General features: G+C 59.2%; 3 protein-coding genes. 1 reads left to right on the top strand and 2 read right to left on the bottom strand.

What is annotated here, in order from left to right; all coding sequences use genetic code 11:
* Nucleotides 1-26 precede the first annotated feature (26 nt).
* A complete protein-coding gene (locus AC27HQ_RS14990; protein ID WP_487157006.1) occupies nucleotides 27-1691 on the bottom strand; it encodes a ShlB/FhaC/HecB family hemolysin secretion/activation protein in 1665 nt (554 codons plus the stop codon).
* Nucleotides 1672-18477, bottom strand: coding sequence for a leukotoxin LktA family filamentous adhesin (locus AC27HQ_RS14985; RefSeq protein WP_487157005.1), 16806 nt, complete (start codon nucleotides 18475-18477; stop codon nucleotides 1672-1674). The genes AC27HQ_RS14990 and AC27HQ_RS14985 overlap by 20 nt, the downstream gene beginning before the upstream one ends.
* Before the next feature lie 246 nt (nucleotides 18478-18723).
* Here AC27HQ_RS14985 and AC27HQ_RS14980 point away from each other — a divergent pair, with 246 nt between their 5' ends.
* Nucleotides 18724-19608, top strand: a complete 885-nt coding sequence (locus AC27HQ_RS14980; protein WP_487157004.1) for a LytTR family transcriptional regulator DNA-binding domain-containing protein — start codon at nucleotides 18724-18726, stop codon at nucleotides 19606-19608.
* Nucleotides 19609-19808: the final 200 nt, after the last annotated feature.

Here is a 19808-nt window from a genome sequence, read left to right as displayed (position 1 = left end):
ACGTCCTTCATTTTGGTTGCTATGGTTCAGAACTGGTAACTCATGCGGGCCTGCAGTTTCCCGCTATCCTGGTCGGGCACCACCTCGCGCAAGGTTTGGCCCCAATACAGCTCTCCATTCAGGTGATCACCGTATTGCCAGCGCAGACCGGCGCCCAGGCTATATAACTGTGCAGTCGAGGGGCTGACGTCTTTGATCTGGCCGTAATCGGTGAAAGCAAAGGGCTCCAGGCCTGGCCTCCAGCGATAACGCAACTCTGCACTGGCGAACAGCCCGTCAGCACCAGCCACGGCCCCGGACGGATAGCCGCGAACACTGCCAGCACCACCGGACTGAAACAGCAGGGTTGGCGGCACGGTGTCTTCGTCAGCGAACTGCCAACCGCCACGAAACAGCCCGAGAAATCCGCCGTCAAACGCCTGCACCCAGGTAGCGTCACCCTCGAAAAGCTGGTAGTTGTCGGTGACACCGAACACATTTTCGACCTCAGCCTGAACTACGCCTTGCCGGAAGCTCCAGTTGGCTCTGGTCAGGTAACCGTTGATCTGAATCCCTGCTGACCAGCGGTCAACAGTGAATTCACTGATCGCTTGTCCCTCAAGTTCCGTGGTGGATTCAATAGCAGCGCTCTCCAGATAAGACTGTACCAGCACGGTATCGCCGGAATACCAAGGCTGATCCCACCGCAGGGCGAACTCTTGAGAATCACCGGTAACATTCAGGGCTTCAAATGGACCATTAACAATCTCGATGTCACCCTGACTGAAGCGCACACCCACGCGACCGCCCCACGGGTTGACCAGAGCATCGTAGCTAAACAGGCCGTTCAGGGAACCGTCCGAACCCACCACAAACAGCGTCATGCGGTCATCAATGCGCAGCGGCCCATTGATAACAAGCGACACGCCCAGCCGCTCCTCACCAGTAGATTCAGAACCGGCATTATCAAAAAAAGCCTGACCTCTCAGTCTTGGCTGCTCATCAACATTTAAGCGAATGTCGGTTTCCCCGGGCTTTTCACCCGCAGCCAGCGCAGCCCTAAGCTGAAAGTTCGAGGTTCGGTTAATTCGCGTAAACGCCGAGCGCAGCTCACGGATATCCACTACTGCACCGGGGTCAGCCGGTAAACCCCAACGAACCACACTCCCTAGGTTATAAATATCGTTGGCGATAATTACCTTGCCCAGTCGTCCTTCCACCAGTTTCAGTGTCAAAACGCCGTTCTCAATCCGCTGGGGTGGCACGATAACCCGGGCATTGACCAGACCTTCCTCGGCGTACAGGTTGTTGAGGGCATCCACCAACGCATTGATGTCAGCGAAACTGACTGCGCGGCCCTCGAAGGGTGCTATTTGCTCACGGATAATATCCATAGGCAAAAGCTCAGATTCGTTGACTCGGATTTCCTGAAGCTCGAAGGTGACATCAGACTCTGGCAATCCCTGGCGGTTAATGCCCGAAGGTAACTCCAGCGGGTCCTGCTCCTGCTCCCGAGGCTGCTCTTGAAAGTACTCCTCGCTCTCAAACGCACGCTCCTGTTGCAGGCTTGGGTCCAGCGTTCTGAGTCTGAGGTCCAGCGCTGGCGCCTGCTGGGCAGACACCAAGCTGCTGCCCACTACCAACCCGACCCCTATTACAACTATCCAACCCTGACGGCCAATCTTCAGGCAATCAGACATCTTTTTCGTCATCCGTGCTCTCCGTTGTGTTAGCGGCTTCAATGTCGTCCAGATTGACCGCGCTGCCATCGATACTATCGGTTTCAAAGATCACTGCTGGCGCACTTTGCAATGGCAAACCCAACGTCTGCATCAGGTCACGGGTAACCGCGTCAAGACCGCCCTGCATGAAACGGTCGTTATCACGGGCAACGCTTGCGCCGCTATACACAATGCCCGTGTAATCGCGTTCAGCATTGTAGTTCGGGCTTTGCACATCATGCCCCGGCCGATAGTGGCTGACGTAAGCATCGGTCCAGGTCCAACCATCGCGCATCTGCAGGCTGAAGCGGGTATCCGGCTCAAACAGCTGAACGTCCACATCCCGAATCGAAGCGTCCCGGTTATTCATGTACAGGGTATTGGTACCAGTCAGAACTGACAGTTCTGTGCCAATCCAGCCTGAATCGATGGCAAATGCACTGGTATTGGTGGTCACGGAGGCCTGCTCGGCATGCATCTGGGTCAGGCCAATGCTTCCCGCACTGTCGATATCAAGCGCCACAAGACCGGCCAGCCCACCATCGTAGCCCGTCACCCTACCAGTGAGGTTCTGGCCTGTGTGACTAATGACAGTGTCAATTACACTTCCCGCCAGGTTAACTTCTCCGGGAACAAAAATCGTTCCACCAGTGAGGCGATTACCAGCCGCGACCGAAACCGCGCCACCTGCTCGCAGCTGACTGAAATCGACGTCCTCACCGGCTGACAGTGTCTGGTCTCCCATTGACTCGATGACATCAACAAGGATGGTGTCGACAGCCCGCAGGCTGACATCCGCTCCCGAAGAAACCACATTCAGCATGGAGATACTGTCTCCCGCCTCCGCCATCAGGTCGCCAGCAACGTCAACCGTCTCTGCGAGCAACAGGTTCCCGCCCGCAGAGGCATTCATCTGCCCGCCGACGGTTACGCCGCCTGCCACCTCCAGGGATTCACCGGCAGTTAAGGTAGCGGATCCGCCTACAACCATACTGTCGGCTATTGAAAGGCCTCTACCGGCGGCAGCATCAAGGTCATTCCCGGCCTGGATAGCGCCGCTGATGTCCAGTTCATCCGCAGCATCCAGAACAATATCAGCACCGGCACTCAGGCCATTGCCGAGCATGATACTGCCACCCGCTTTGGCAATGATGTCCTGACCTGCATCAATGCGTCCTGAGGTTACTCCGGACTCGCCGTCGAATGCCTCAACACGGATATCGCCCGCGGCATCCAGGTTGACTGCTCCCTCTCTCGCAAGCAGACCACCTAGCAGGATATCACCGGCTGAACCATCGACCCCGAGGGTTGCCAGGGTAATATTCCTACCTGCCTCGATAGAGCCTTGGCGGGAATCAAAACTGCCTCCAAGGGCGACATTGATATCTCGGCCCGCGCTGATTGTGTAGCCCCGGCCGGCATCAATACGCTCCAGGAACAATTCACCGCGAGGAGCTCGGGTAATCACATCCCGGCTGGCACGAACCAGATTGCCGGTGATATTACCGTTGGCGGACTCAAGGAATATATCGCCACCCAGATCAGCAGTGTCGATGTCCTTTCCGGCTAGGGCCTGCCGGAAACGGATATCACCGTCGGAGACAAGCTCCACCCGGCCGTCCGCGCTCAGGTACCCCTCGGCCGCAGGATCCTTCTGGCCATGGGTCTGGGTACCGCTGGTGTGGATGCGAATCTCGGCGTCAGCGCTATCAGCATTGGCAAATTCAACAGTCGCATCGGCGGCATCAATAATGATGTTGCCACTGACGGATTCAACCCGATGCAATTCAGCTGTCTGGCCGGCATTCACCACAAGATCGTTTTCGGAGGTAGCCTGCCCCAACGTGACATTGCCAACGGCAACCAAGGTGATAGCAGTACCGGCGTTCGCATTGCTCACGGCCAGGTGCCCGTCACTAGCCAGATCCAGGAAGCTCCCGGTCTCGACCGTGCCCAGGGCCCCATTGCCGCCGAAGGTGCCGGCGATATCACCGTCGGTGGCCAGCACACTGTCAAGCGTAACGTCCGCCAGACTGTCGAAACGGATTATGCCCTCCAGCGAGGCTATTCCACCGCCGATCACCGTGTTCAGGAAAGATAAATACAGCGAGCCAGTCTTGCTGAGCACTGACGGCTCAGCGGATGCAATATTCAGGCGCTCATCAACACTGCCGATATCACCAACAGCGGTTAGACTCAGCGGGCCACCACTGGTAAACCGATGGTCCGGTCCGTCACCCTGTATGGTGGTGGCGGTTAATGTCATAGCTCCAACCGATTCCGCCTGCCCAATCAACAGGTCGTTGGCCTCGACTCCCAGCCAAACGACGCCACCAGCCTGCAGGTTCAGAGCCTCACCAGCGCCGGTCAGAACATTCAGGCTGCGTGTGTCGGAACCAATGTTGCCATCCACGTTCAGGTTCACTGCGCCGCCCTGAATCACATTGATACCCGTGTCATCGTAGGCACCGACCAGGTTGCCGCCAGCAACGGACAACCAGATGCTGTCTCCGGCAAAGGCTCGACCCAGGCTCAGGTTGCCCTGTTGGTCCAGGTGCAGAGCATTCGCCGCCCGGGCACTGAGGTCACCGGTGATTGCGGTCTGGATGGGTGCGGCCGCCGATCCAATATTACCGGTGGCGGACTCCAGAACGACATCGCTGCCGCTGACCACGGTCTGGCCCGGCCGAGCGGTGGCAATGGCGCCATCGGTGGCAATCCGGACGGAGCCGCCATCAACGTTATACAGGTTAAAGTCGGTTTCGCCGCCGAGGAAGATGTCCTCATCCGCCGTGGCAGTGATGGTGCCGCTGGCCTGGATATCCAGGTCTTCGCGCTGAATCACACGAATCAGCTTGGGGTTGTCCACATCAAAGATGACATCATCGAACTCCGCCGACGCCAGCGCCAGCAGATCGTCTTCGCTGATACCGTCGAGACCATCGGTCACATCAATGACGACATCCTCCGCCAGGGTCCGGCCAATGTTCTTGGCACTTAGGGTCACGTTCCGGCCGATGATATTGGCGTCTTCGTTGACCACCGAGCCACCGGCGTCTTTTTCAATCAGGGCCCGGGACACGCTGTTGCGAAGCTGACTTTCGGTCCAGATGGCGCCATCGGCAACCTCCGTCAACACATCGGCATCGACTTCGTAAACAAAGGCCTCATCGTAGGCCGCGCTACCGAACTCTTCATGGAGGTCGTGGTAGGCCTGGCTCTGGCTCGCCTGGTAATCGGCCAGCTGAGTGTCTGTCCAGCCACTTTCATTGACCAGAAAGTCACGCTCAGAGCTGTCCAGGGTGTACTGATAGTCCGGATCATAATCCGCGACCACCAGATTGCCCGACTCATCCCGGCTCAGGCGCAACTGCCAGTAGCGCTCATAGCGTGCCTGCCCGGCGTTCTGCAGCGCTTCTTTTTGCTGCTCGAGCGAAGCCTCCGCGCCTTCACCCAGAAGGTTGGCGTTGTTCCAGAGGTCGAGCAATTCATCGGCCCGGCGCTCGTCGCGAACATCATTGGTGTTGGCGTCAACCAGATCACCGTCGGCAAGAGAGATGCTGATATCTCCACCCGCTGCAATCTCAACCACGCGGAGATCGCCAATCGTCTCGTTCAGCGTAATGTCACCCTGTGCCGCAGCCGTCACAGTGCCGTCGCGGAACCGGGTACGGTTACTGTTAATGTTAAACGCACTGCCGGCGGCACCGATCGAACCCGCCCGTGCGGTGAGCGTCAGGTTGTTGCCCCGCACCAGAGAGTCAGGCCCAAGACCGATCAGGTTGCCCTGAGCTGAGAGCAACACATCGTTATTGCTGTCGACCCTGTCCACCAGGAGGTCACCACGGATGGCATCCAGGTTGACATCCCCGATGGCGGTGATGGCGTTCAGGCCGCCTGCCCCGACATCAAGCGCCAGCGTGCCCTCGTTTCCAATCCCGCTGAACGCATCAAGCTCAAGACGGTCTGCATCGATCACCACATCCGAGCTGACCGCGTTGATGCTGCCATTGCTGGCAACCAGGCGAGTGACGCCGTCGGCATTGTTGAGCTCACCAGCCAGAGTCAGATCCGAATTGGTACTGACAGAAAGACTGCCGCTGTCGTAACCACTGAACGTGATGGCAATGTCATGGTCCGCATCAATCACATTCCTCGAAATACTGAACCCGCCCTTGGTTTCGGTGTACTCCTCGTAATAGCGTTCCGTGATGCAAATCAGAACCCGGGTAACACACTCTGTCCAGGTGCTGCGGTCGCCGGTGATCGGGTTATCGCCGGTTTCGAAGGGTTCACCGTCAAGCTCCGCCACATTGAAACCAACGTATTCGGCGCCATCCATCGGCGTGGCACTGCCCTGATCCACCCAATCCCCGATGGTGGTGCTGGTCGCCTCGCCACCATCAATGAATCCAATGATGGTGTCCCAGTACTTGGTTATGACCCGCTTCTGTGAGGTCTTCTGACCCTCAAGCCAAACGTAATCCAGGCCTTCCGTCGGCGAATAGCTTGCCTGCCGGGTATTGCTCAGCGTCTCATTGAGGAACGCCTCCGTCCGGGCTATCTGGTCATACTTGCCTTTGTAGATCTGAACATCGTCGCCCAGGCGGGTATAGATGGTGCTATTGACGACGGTCTCGCCGCCTTCTACGTCGGTGTCATTGATCCGCAGCACACCCTCGATGTCATTACCCAGGCTGATGTCGGCAAGGCGCAGATCCCGACCGGTGGTGTTCTGGACATTCACCCGGCCATAACCGTCGATCACCCGGATCTCACCGCCACCGGTACTCATGATCTCACCGGTGAGCTCCATGTAGCCGCCCGCCACATCGACTTCATCCAGCACGATGCGTTCGTTGGCGTAGTCGTAGCGGAAGCCGATGATGCCTTCGCTCGGGTCAGAATCGGTGATCCGCAGCCATTCACCCGCAACGGGGTTGGCCGGACGGTTGCTGTCGATCAGGTCCATCGCTGCCTCATCAATCACCACCGACCAGTCCGCGATGCCCGACTGGATGGTGCCGTTGATGTTCAGGTAACGGGCGCTGGCGACCAGGTTATTCCCCGCAATGAAGGTACCGGGGTCATAGCCCGCCGCATTGAAATCGGCACCGCGAGGGTCGTTGCCCACATGCCGGAAACTGTCCACATAGCTCAACAGAATGTTGGCGCCCGCGCCGATGTCGAGGGAATCACCCCGGATATCACCCTGGATATAGAGACTGCCCTGTGTGCTTTCCAACTCGATACTGCCGCCAAGGTTCAGAATGTCCCCTTGCACAAAAATATCGGTGGGAAGAAGGCCGCTGAACAGAGCATCCCCAGTTTCGTTGGTGTCTGGCAGATCCACATCTGACGGGTTGAAGGTGTTTTTTACGGTAATCGACGGCGCATCCGAATTCGCGCCACTGATGAACTGGCCAAACGCCGCACTGCCGTGGTCACCGGTATTAAGCGAAGCAAGGTCCGCGTTGTTTTCGACCAGCGAGTCGTTGAATGTGATGTCACCGGTGGCGTCGTTCGGGATTTCCAGACCGTTCAGGCGCAGGAAGGCCGGGCTGCTGTTCTGGATCTCAATCGTGGCATCGCCCGGGGCGTTCAGCGAGCCCGAACCAACCAGCGCGTCGCCCGTCACCTTGATATTGCCACCGCGGGCAATCACCGGGTCAACCTCGACAATCTGGATGGGCAGGTCTTGCGGTGCGATCAACCGGCCATTATTGAAAATGGTGTTCCGGTCGTACCCGAGCTCTTCCACATAGAAGTCCGCCAGGGCTTCCCGCAGCAGATTGATCTCAGACTGAAAGGCTGCCCTTTCTGTGGGTGAGGCTGCATACTCCGCCTGCATGGCGGCGAGTTCGTCAATCCGGTCCTGGATGGTCTGGTTGTAAGAGCCCTCTACGATGCGGTAATTGATGCCATTGGTACGCTCGTTTTCAACGATGACAATCTTGTCGTCTTCGATGGTGTAGCCCAGATCAAGGCGCTCGCGGTTGTGCACGCCCGCCCTAAGGGTACCGTTGACCGACACCACTTCATCCGAGGTGGATTCAGTCACCCCGGTTACCGTCTGGAGGGAAATCTGCTCACCGCCCACCAGATCACTGATGCCGTTGATGATACCCTCGACGGCCTGGGTTGCCAGATCGGTGCCGGTGCCCCGGCCAACCAGGTCCTGGCGGCCGGGGCGCGCGTTCAGAATGATGTCGCGAACACCCTCGACCACACTGCCGCTTTCAATGGTTACCCGGGAACGGTTTTCCAGGTCTGTCATCGCGACCGGAGGGTTATTCATCGCAATGGCGGTGTTATTCCACAGGTCGGTGCGCCCGGTGAGCTCAAAACGCCCGTCTGTGCCTCCGGAACTCATACCGGCGTTCAGGGTGACGTCGCCGTAGCCCTTCAGGAATGAACCCGAACCGATAGTGACCGTGTTATCCGCTGTCATCCCAAGATCAGTAAGGCCCGATGCAGCGCCGGAGAAGCCGTAAGTCTTGACGCTGACACCAATGTCGGCCCGCGCGTCGGTACGCGCACCCATGGCCAGCTCACCTACGGAGGTCAGATGGGCGCCTTCACCCACTGACACATCGGCCACAGCAATCAGCGTGGCATAGGCCTCACCACGGCCGTTGGGCAACACCCCACCCGCATCGATCAACAGCCGGTCATCAATGTCAAAGGCCGTTTCAGCATCAACCTGGAATTCACCGGGCGCGCGCCAGTCGCCTGTGACATCCAGGGCGGCGTTGCTGCCAATATTGACCAGACTGTTCAATGTTACGTTGGTGGTCACCGTCGCTGCGGCTGCGTTGGCGATACCGCCAGCCCCGGTTGTGAGGTTGTAGCCCTCACCGGTTTTCTTGGCCTCAGCCCGGCTGTCGATATCGATGTTCCGGGCGTCTACCCGGGCACCATCGGCAACCACGACTTCCGCTGTCGCGTCCACATCATGGAACGAGGTTCCGCCACTGGCGCCCAGGGCCGATGCCTGAACGGTGCTGACCTGGGCGTTAAAGTCAGACGTATGGCTGGCATTGATGGCCAACCGGTTCAGCGTGGCAAGCCCCTGGTTAGCCAACTCAGCCACCGTTGTGCTGGTGTCGCTGGTGTTGGCTGTGGTGGACGCACCCGCGATCAGGCCGCCGCTTCCGGCTTCGGCATCAATACGGTTGCGGGTTTCGCTATCCGCCAGGATTGTCAGGTTAGTACGTACGGGAAAATCAAGAGCACCGCCAAAACGCGCAGTGGTGGTGCCATCAGCCGTCGCACTGGCTTTGTTGGTGCCGATAGACCCGGCAAGCCCCACCGCGAAACCGTCGGCTTTGGCATACTGCCCACTGGTGTTTTCCGCGCTGACGTCAACATTGCCCAGCACCGACACCGTCGCATCCAGAACCGCCGCAACATCGGAAGAGCCGACAGCATTGGCTTCAGTGGCGCTGTTGCCAACACCAATACCACCGGCGGAACCCTCGGCAATGGCTTCTGCGCTGTTGGCGCCGCTACTGGTTTTATCAACACTGGCATTGACCGACACGCCGCCGATACCGCCAACAGCGCTGTTACCGTCTACGGTGGCACCGACATCGGCGCTGGTCTGCGCGTTGGCAATAGATGCACCGATAGCCAGGCCGCCGGCAAAGTTGACGCCTTGTGAATACGCGGTGGTATCGGTGGTGGCGCTGGCAATCACATCCAGCCCGGCACCCTGAACCTGCAGGTTGCTGTTGTAAACGCCGGCGTGAACGCTGGTGCTGTCCAGAGCGGTTGAAATCGCGCCAGAACCAGCAGCTGCAAGGCCGCCGGCCGCTGCCATGGCATGGACATCCACCGTCCCGGAAGACAGCGCTTCTACCCGGGTACCAAAGCGGTCATTAAATGTGCCGTTTTCAATTCTGGCGTCGACATCACTCTGCTTGCTGCCAGTCGCTACCACCACACCAACAGCCGCCGCGCCGGCTGTTGCGCCGATGGCATCGACCTCTACAGATGTGGCGTCTTCAGCTTCTACTGCCACGGTTGTATTGGCAGCGCCACCCGCACTGCGGGAAACCGTTCCGGAAACCCCTGCCTGGACAAGATTGTCGATACGACTGTCAACCACCGAGGCCCCAAGGCCCACCAGCCCCGCACCACCGGCGAACGCCGTGGACCACATTGCATGGTCGTAATCGTCACTGGTAAGCGCATGAGCCTCGACCGCAAGATTACCTCGCAGATCAAGAGTGGAAGCGCCGGTCACTTCGGCGATTACCGTGTTAAATGCCCGATCAATAACCACAGCACCGCCCACGCCGATCCCGCCGGCGCCGGCAGCTCCGGCCGTCGTCAGAATGCCGGTTTTATCCGTTGCAGTAACCGACACATCCCGAGCCCGAATGGTCGAATCATCAACCCTTGCTGTTGTGGTATCCGCCAGTGCGGCATCGGTGCCGGCATACACGTCATAGCTCGCATTGGCCGAGATCGCCTCAGACTCACCCGCCGCCAGGAACTCTGATGCCGCGCCATCGCGATCTGCATTGGCAAGCGCGTTCAGCTCATTCAGGGTACCCGCGTCGTCTTTGTTCAGCTCTTGGTTGGCGTCACCCCGGTCGCCATTACCAATAAAGGTAACCGAAAGCGCACCGGAAATACCGACGGTGCCTCCAGCACCCGCAGCCACACTGACGGAGTCAACGGTGGTGTTGCTCAGCGCATCGACTGCAACATCGCCCGTTGTTTCAAGACGGCTGTTCTCGACGGAAGCAGCTACGGTGGAGTGGACAACAGACACCGTACCACCGGCACCCACGCCAACCCCGGCGGCAGAGGCACCGATACCCAGAGCACCGGCCAGACTATTGACGTCGATATTGTCTTCGGCGGCGACACGAATTGCGCCGGTGGTGCCCGCATTGCCTACATCGGTATCCCTGACACGGGCAATGGTTCTGTTCTCTCCGACGGTGGCCGCCACACTGCCAGCCACACCCACGGCGCCAGCGCCTGAAGCGCCCACAGCCACCGTATCAATCTTGCTGTCAGTTCGGGCCTTGACCTGGGTTTCACCGCTAACGTCAATTTCGCTGCGCTCGCCGGCACCGCTGCCGTCCCTTGCGCCACCATCAATGGTCGCTTCGGTGGTCAGCGAGCTGACCGCCAGGTTCATAGCCCCCGCAACAGCAACCGTACCGGCACCGCTGACAGCACCGGCTGCCAGCAGCAGTTGGTTGTCAGACTCTGCGTTTACCCTCAGGCCGCCAGCGGTCACCGAGGTACCGCTATCCAGGTAGGCGAGCGTACTGGCATCGTGAAGTGCAAACGTACCGCTGCCGGCGGCAACCCCGCCCGCACCGCCAGCAGCGCCGGCAGACAGCACCGTTGAACCGATGCCGGTATAGGCGTCGACGGTGACATCACCGGCTGCGCTTGCCTCCACATCACTCAAGAACGCTTCGGTCTGGCGGTTCACGATATCCGTCACCAGCACGCCGGTACCGGCACCACCACCACTGCCGGCGATACCCAGGCCCATGTTGCTGGTGTAGGCATGGCTTGATGCGCGTACATCGAGTTCCTGGGCGGCATCGGCCCCGGTTTCGGCGTTGATTGCTGCACCAGAGACACCCGCTCGTGTGCTGCCACCGACGATATTAGTGGTCCCTGTGGCTGCACCGGCAGCGGTACCGGCACTGAACCCACCGGTTACCGCCAGCGTAGAGACGCTCTGTGACGACTGGGCATTGACCGCAACACCGCGAACCTCACGGGAGCTGCCATTGAGATCAGTGGCGGTCAGGTCGGCCAGCTCCTCCAGGGCCAGCAGCTCTGGCTGCTCGGCCAGGCGGCCGTCGGCCACCTCAAGACCACTCGGATTCCCCAGCGCCAGGGCGCTGACAGATGTGTCTGGCCCGGCAATCAACGCTTCCGTGTTGGCCAGCATATGATTCACAACCAGCGACGCGCCGCCGCCAAAGTTGCCAGAACTTACCCCGACGGCACCGGCAAATACTTCCAGAGTATCCTTGTTGCCCGCCAGCACACCCACATTATTCTGGGCCACCACCTGGGCGCCATCGGCAATCTCCGCCAGGGTATTGGTGTTGAGCAGGTTCACCGATACAGAGCCGCTCAAGCCATCGGTACTGCCTGCCGAGAGGCCCGCCGAAACCGTGCCAATCCGAGCATCGGATTGCGCCTGTACCTGCAGATCAGCTACGTTGAACTGCCCGCCGCGAACAGCCGCGTCAATGTCGTTACCAATCCGATTGACCGCCACCGATGCGCCAATGGCTGTGGCGCCACCCTGGATGCCGGCTGCGATGCTGTCGATCGAGCTGTTATCGGCCGCCGTGACAGCAACCTCTGCAGCGTCATTGCTCAGCCTGACGCCTTCAACTCGCGCACTGACCGAGTTATCGATAAAACTGTTGGCGTTTGAAATACCGAGCGACAGCCCGGCGGCACCACCGGCTGACGCACCCAGCGTCTTGATCTCCGAAAAACCACTGGTGTTAACCGCCAGCGTGTCCGTCTCCAGAAACTCTGTGCCCTCAACCCCGGCTTCGTAGGCGCCGGTGATGGTATTGGTGGCCGATGCCAACCCGACACCCGCAGCACCACTGGCTGTTACAGCACCGGCCAGCGACCAGATACTCGCTCGATTGTCTTCGGTACCCGTGCGCACCCTCGCTGCCACATCGCCAGCCGTCATCTGGCCGGCATTGATCAGGGCACTTGTGCCCAGGGTCATGATGTTGACACTGGAGGACCCGGCAAGCGCGACCCCTTCCTGGTTTGCCGCGACCGAACCCGCGACCGCGATGGAGGCAATATCGGCGTCCTGATCAGCCGTAACAGACACCGTGCCTTTATCACTGAGCGCGCCGCCATCCGTGATTACGGTGTTGCCACCCAGCTCGGCAGAAACCGTGCCGCCAATCTCGTTGTAACTGGCCGAGGCGCCAACCGCCGCCTGACCGCCCGCACTCACGGCCACGCTACCTGCGAGTGAGAAGAAATTACCATCTGCCGCCGCACTGACGGACAGGTTGTCGGCATCCAGAGTGCTTTGCCCCAGCACCCGTGCAGCCACCTCCGTGCTACTCAGGGTGATCGCGCCAGAGCCCAGGGCCGACACGCCGTTGCCGCCAGAGACGCTGGCACCGGCCGCCACACCAATGGCCTGCCGTGAATTGCGGGCCGACACGTCCACGTCGCCGTCGGTGGCGGTTACATCCGCATCACGGATTTCCGCCACGTAACTGCCGCGCAACTCAGTAAAGCCAATGGAAGCGCCGGCCGCTGCGTTACCGCCACTGACACCGAACGAGCCAGCAAAGCCGAGCACTACCTCGCCGGAGGCCAGGCCTTCGGCATCGAGCCCCAGATCCGGCTGTTCTTCACCAACACCCAGCAACGCACTGCCGTTGAAGTCATCCGCCGCGCCGGCGGTGTCCATGCGGAACAGATCTTCCGGCACCGTGGTACCGGCATCGCTGCGGGCAGTGACCCTGACATCACCAGCCGCCTCCACTGCCGACGCCGCCAGCAGGTTGTCATAATCCGGCAACTCTGGCGTTTCAGCATCGCCGTCATGGTCTTGCGTGCCATACAGACCGGTGATACCGGCTTGCAGATCGCTGTCGACGGTCAGAATATAGACCGAACCCGCACCAGCAAAGGAATCGCCGGTCGCCACGCTGCCACCGAAGGCGCCACCAAGGATACGAGCCGCGCCAAGAGCGCTGACACCCACCTCATCAAAACCGGTGAGATTGCTGCCGCGAATCATGGCACTGACGTCGTTATCGATGCGGCCGTAGGTGGTGGCCAGGCCGACGCTGCCGCCGGATCCAGAACCCAGGTTCAGGGCCAACGAGCCGCCGCCGGTGAGGATGCGGGAACGATCATACCCGGTGATATTAACGCTGCTGCCATCACCCTGGCCCTGAAGATGACTGTCCTCCAGTTCCGCATCGAAATCGGATGCAATAGAAGCCACCGACAATGAACCCGCGCCACTGGCGCCGGAATTAGACGATGACGTCGCAGACATCGCCAGGCCAATGGACAAAATGTCCCCCGAACCCGCCGCGAGAATATCCAGAAGGTTAACTTGACCGTCGACGCCGTATAAACCAGCCCGGACTTCATTATCAATATCGTTAAACGCCGCAGACGCCGCCACAGCAGCCGCGCTGCCATTACCCCCAGCAATGGCAATAGCCGCCGCACCCGACGCGCTGATCTGATCCACATCACTGATCGCACGAACGCTGACATTACTGGCAGGGTTGTCCTGCCCACTGATCAGAGAGGTATCCCGCACCTCGGCGATGGTATCCATCTGTGCCATGTTCAGGGTGACGGACCCGGCCCCTGCTATGCTGCTGCCAGGCTGCCCGCTGGCGACCGCTCCGAACGCTGAACCAGCCGCCGAAAGTGCCGCTGTGAAGCTACCGTTCTGAGCCTGAGCCGCCGTAGGCGAAGGGGACGGCGTTGAGGGTGATGGGGTACCGCTGGCCGGAGTATTGACGGCGGCTGCGCCGGCGGCGGCGATAACGCCCACCGTGCCCCGACTGGTGGCATCCACGTTCAGGCCGTCAGCCACCAGGCCGGCAACTTCACCGCCTGCAACCGGTACATCTGCCGGGGTTGAGCCGGCTTCCTCACCTTCGTCCAGCGCCCGGTCGGCGCTGTTGTCACCGATATAAGCGCGAGTATCGCTGTGAACATCGTTGTAGGCGAAAGCGATGCCAACGGCCGTTTTCGACGAACTGGTGCCATCGGTGCTGGGCGGCGCAATGGCCACGGCTCCACCTATGGTCCACAGATTCACGTTGTAATCAGCACCCAGGTTGACCTCTCTCGCCTCAACTCGGGCGCCGTGATGGATGCTGGCACGGGTGCTGGCATTCACATTGGCATAGCTGACAATGCCGTTACCGGCAATGCTCTCGCCAGAGCCCGCCGAGGGCGCCACTACGTACATCAGTTCGGTGGTATTGGCGTTGACGTTCAGGTCCGTGGTGGTGATGTGCGCACCATCTCCGATACCCGCGATGGTGCTGCTATCAAATTCAGTCCAGCCAACCGAGCCACCCAACGAGTTTCCGGTGGGTGAGTTACGGGCAGTAATCCAGGTCAGGAAGGAGACATTACCCGTTACACCTGCCGTTTCAGAGAACGAGCGGGCGTCAATGTCCACGCCACCAGCCCAGTTCCAGTCGTCTACAAAACTCAGATCGTGGTCATCCTCGCCCTCGGGCGGGTCAAACGGCACCGCAAACTCGCTGGACCAGTCTTCATCGGCACCGGTGGTGGTCAGCTTCGCGCCCTCGCCCACCCAGGCTTTAGTGTCGTGGCTGGCGAAGGTGCCATTGAAGCTGCCATAAGCTGCAGTAGAGGTTTCGCCGGTTTGTGCGATGCTGTTGGCGTAAGCGTTGGCGTAGCTGGTCAGCAGGTTATCGGCCAGACCAAAGTTCTCGAGCGCCGCCACATCCGGGTCGAAGTAAAGCTGCGCGACCTCATTGATGGCAGCGAAGAAGTCCTGTGGGCCGTCCCAGTCTTCCGGGTTAAAGGTCGACAGAATCTCATCGTAGTCGTTATCTATAGGCAAGGCACTGCGAGCGCCTACGCCAATGTTACGGGCGGTGATATCCGCACCGTCGCCAATGATCGCCTGGCTGGAATGGAGGTAATCGCCATAGGTAAACGCAACGCTTCCGGTGAACTGGGCACCGTCTTTCTCGGACAGCGAGTTGGCGCGGCTATCAGCGATGCTGCGAACACCCTGGTTGACCACCCGGGAACGCACCGACACATTACCATCGGCGTTCAAAGACACGCCCTCGCCAATCTCTGCGCGGGCACTCTGCTGACTGAATGTCAGGCTGGTGGCGGCGGCAACTCTCAGATCAGCCGGCTGGCCAGTCCTGCTGACCTGGCCCTGCACAAAGGCATTAATGCCCTGGCTCCGCTGGCGCCTACTGCCGACCAGGTAGTCGATGGCGTTGAAACCATTCTGGACCTCAGCTTTGGTGACCCGGGCATCGCTTAGATTGTCTGCAACCACATCCAGCGAGTTCAGGCCGGCATCGTCTGCCATGCTGGCATTGAACGCAGCATGGGCATTAGTGTTCCAAGCGGAAATAGCCAGCGTAAGCGCACCCTGAGACGGCGCGTTCGTCGCCGTGCTGCCTGCGGAGCTGCTGGCTTCAGTGATAAAGGTGTCGAGATTGCTGGCGCGAACCTCCACGTTCTCTGCCGCCAGCTGCACGTCTTTGCCTACCGTTGCCTCGGTATCGGTGGCGGCGACACCAATGGCCAGAGAAAACGCACCCACAGTGTTGCCAGCATTGCCCCGCCTTGCCCGCTCAATCTCCGCCTCGGAAGCTAACTCAAGGGTATTACGGCTTTTGGCAACGACCGCAAGATCGGCTGCGTTCACCTCGGCGTTGCCCGAAATCCGCGCGGCACTCGTGCCAGAAACTTCCCCGTAAATTACACCAACCCCGAACGGAGGCAGCGAAGCGGTTGCCAGGCCACCGGTTCCGCCGATCGCCTTGCGTTGTGCGTCCGCCGTCACGTTCACATTGCCGCTGGCGTCTAGCAGCGCACCGTCTCCAATCTCGACCACAGCATTGCTGTTGACGATCGCCGTCGTAATCGGGAAACCCAGCGCCAGCAGGTTGGTTATGTCCAAGGGGTCATCAAAACTCTCGAGGGCATTGTCCTGAATATCTTCAGACTCAATGTCTGCTATTTCCTCGGCAACTGTCAGCGCACTGGTCGGGTCCGCAGGGTCCAGGGATGACAACCAGCCGAAATCCACTTCACCGATGGCAATGGCAGACACATCAATATCAGCGCCGAGCAGCGCACCGTTCACTTTAACATCGGCGTTGGCGGTAGAAACTCCGGCAAACTTCACATCCGAAGCCCGGGCTTCGAGTTTGATATTACCCGCTTCACCAGCAGCGCCTGTGTAACCGACGCGCTCCACGTAGCGAGCATCCAATAAGGCGCCGTTTTCAACGTTGATCGACACATCGGCGGTTTGAGCAAAGCGTACGCTGTTGGTTACGTTGCCCACGCTGGTGAAGTACTCACCAGGGTTCTGAGATTCACAGATGTTGCAGGTGAAGTTATCGCCAGACACCAGGTTGATGTCACCTGCATTAAAGCCGTCCGTGGCGAAGGTCAGGATCTTCGCGCCGTCCTTGACCGTGATATGCGGGGCCTGCAAGGTCACGTTGCCCGAATCGCCCTCGGAGGCCGTGGTGTAAAGGTCTGCGGCCGAGGCATCCGCCAGGCCGGCAGGATTCTCCGCCAGGGAACTGGCCGGATTGATACCCACGGCCTCTTTGGAGTTATCGATACGGCGGGTGTTGATGGTTGCGCCGGCTTCGATCGTTACCTGATCACCGGCATTGATCAGTACGTCGCCGCCGTTGGTGTAGTAGGCGGTGGATTCCATGGTGACGTTGGCGTTGCCCACCACGAATTGGCCGTCCTCCCCTCCGGTTCCGCCAGACAGATCGGCATTCAGGCCTGCCAGGGTGAGATTCTTGCCGGAGGTTTCCAGACTACCACCATTACCCGTCACGCCGGCAGAGGCATCCAGCAAAGCACTGCCGTCAACGGTGTTGGTGCCCAGAGCTTCAAAGGTAATGGTGCCACCATCGCCGCCGCTTTCCGCACCCGCAGCACTCACCGATGCAGAGGCGCTAACCGCGATATCCTGTGAGGAAGCGAGATCGATCTTACCACCGTTGCCCGCACCACCCTTGCCAGAGGCCGATAGCGCGCCATCGAGATTCAGATTCGCGCCGGTGGCAACCTCAACAAACCCACCATCACCACCAGTCGACGCGCCATCGGCGCGCACGGCCCCGGTACTGACAACGGTCACATTACCTGCAGCGGCGATAGCAACCTGGCCACCCCGGCTCCGGTTTTCAGCCGCAGACGCATCCACAAGACCGTTTACAGTGACATCGCCGCTGCCAAGAATGGCAATACTGCCTGAACTGACATCAATATCGGTGCCAACCTGAAGCCCCTCGGTATTGACGGTGGCTTCAAACAACGCTTCCCGGGCCTCATCCGTGGCCGCGCGCAGGGAACCGTTCACCGCAACATCGGTGCCGTAAATGGCAATAGTAGACGCGCTGTTGATAGTACCTTCGATGGATATAATGCCTGTTGCAGACTGTGGCGCGTTACCACCCAACAGGTCGCTGACCGCCTCGTCACCAATCACTCCATCCGCGCTGATCAGCTCGTCCATAAAGTCACTGGTGGGCGTGGCAAACATGACACTGCCAACATTCAGAACACCCTGACCACCAACAACAATGCCGTGGGGATCGGCAAACACAATATGGCCGCCAATTTCCCCATCCATCAAACCATTTAGGGTGCCGTTGATCACCGCCTGGGTGTCATGAACGAGGTTAATCAGGTTGCGGGTTTCTGCGGGGAGGTGGAGGTTGACGGTATTGCCGGCTGCAACCTGGAAGTGGTTAAAGCTGTTGAAGCCGCTGTTGCCCCGGATCGTATTTGTGCGAATGTCCGTAAAGGACCCACTCACATCCACAGTCGTGTCCGTCCGGCCACTGATTTCAATGGTATTGGCCGCTGCCTTCATCCCGGGCGCAATGCCAAGCGCCGCCACAATAGCAGACGCCAGGGAGTGCTTGACCGAAGGAAGATCAAGCCTGCCAAACCGCCGGCCCTCCCGGTTTTTTTGACGAGTGGGAAAGTGCCTGGAGCGTTCATTCATGGCGCAAGTCCTTTAATGCGTTAACCCTGTCTGGCGTCCCGGCGGCAGGTTTGGATGCTGCGTGTTAGCACAACAAAATTACAGCCAGCGCCCCTGTCATCATCCAATAGATAACTGTTCACATGATTAAAATGATAAAACGACTGTTTAGTTTTTTTGAATTAAACCTTGGGAGATACCCTTCGACAATCTTAATTCGATGAACGACAATTCCGGCTCGATAAACAACATCATTTGGATGTGCGCATGCCCTCTACCTTTCATCATTCTGACTGGGCCGCGGTCACTGAAGCGCTGCTGAGCCAGCCTCTCCGGCAGGCCGTGGATCAGATCCTAGAGCGTTTGGGTCGAGCTTGTTGTGTGGATCGGGTCTGGATTATCCGCTATAACGACGCCTTCACACATTTCTGGAACGTCCAAGAATGGGTACGCCCCGGCGTGCCGCAATTTGTCCACGATCTGCAGGGCATACCAGTCAGTTTGGGCCACTGGATCCACCAGGATTTGCAGCAAGGGCGCACCTGCGCCATCAACGATCTACGGGAAATGCCTCGTTCAGCCAGTGTGCTGCGCAATGAGTGGGAGCGACAGGGTATTCGGAGCCTGCTGGCCGCGCCGGGGCTATGGGAGGGCAGACTAGTACTACAGGTCGGTTTCGATTGCGTACATGAGCAGCGCGCCTGGACACCAGCGGATATCGAGTTGCTGAACGCTGTCACGCAGGTTCTCACCATTGCTTTTTATGGAATTCAGGCACAGGCTGCTGAGGACTCGATGGACTTCCCGCCCTGCGCACCCACAGAGCCGCGAGCAGTTCTGCGCAGGTTCTTAGCCCATGAACCAAAAATGCTGGAGGATCTTATCGTCGTCCGTGTCTCCGGAGACTATTCTTATTTGAGGTTCCGCGATGGCCATGAGGTCGTGGAGCTCCGCAGCCTTAAGTACTGGGAGGCCAGTCTGCCTCGTGAGTTATTCTGCCGAGTGCATCGCGGGGTATTGGTGAACCTGCGTGAAATCGATCGCCTGAGTCGTTCGGGCGGACAGTGGGCGTTGTACCTGAAGGGCCTGCCCGAGCCGTTACCGGTGGGGCGACGTTATCGGGATGTCCTGAAGCATCATCTGGGTATTTAATAGAGGCTTGTTGCAGCCACTCTTTTACCGTTTTGCTTCCTTGCGGGCACAGACTAACCACAGCACAGAAATTGCCGCCACTGCGTACCAAACGGATCATGGCCCAGACATAACCCTGATTAGCCGAAGCCTCCAGCCATTGCTGTGACTCGGGGGTTATAAAACGATTGATTCGGCGCAAAGCTTCGCCAAGATAAAAC

The organism is Halopseudomonas sp. 4NH20-0008 (genome assembly GCF_057548395.1).
This window is presented reverse-complemented; position numbering and strand designations above follow the sequence as displayed.